Below are 314 nucleotides of genomic sequence, written 5' to 3'. Positions count from 1 at the left end.
TCCACACGGACACCAGCACCGTGACCAGGGTGAGCGCCGCCGCTGCCACCAAGGCCGTTCCGTTGGGCGCCACGTAGAAGTCCACCGCCGCATTCCCCGCCAAGTTGGAAATGGCCGGCCCCAACAGCGCGAAGGTGATCGCGCAACCGGCCAGGCCCACCACAAGCCCCAGGGGGATACCGATAAGCGCCACCACACAGCCCTCGAGCACCACGGCCCGACGAAGTTGCCGACGCGACGCGCCCACCGAGGACAAGAGTCCGACCTGGCTGATACGCTCGGCTACCGAGATTTTGAATGCGTTGCAGATAAGC

The 314-nt window shown here is 65.6% G+C and carries 1 protein-coding gene; it reads right to left on the bottom strand.

The features are described from left to right. On the bottom strand, positions 1 to 314 hold a 314-nt coding region (locus tag PZH32_RS12385; RefSeq protein WP_275208550.1), incomplete at both ends, for an FtsX-like permease family protein.

Source organism: Adlercreutzia equolifaciens (assembly GCF_029076695.1).
Classification (GTDB): domain Bacteria; phylum Actinomycetota; class Coriobacteriia; order Coriobacteriales; family Eggerthellaceae; genus Adlercreutzia; species Adlercreutzia equolifaciens_A.
This window is presented reverse-complemented; position numbering and strand designations above follow the sequence as displayed.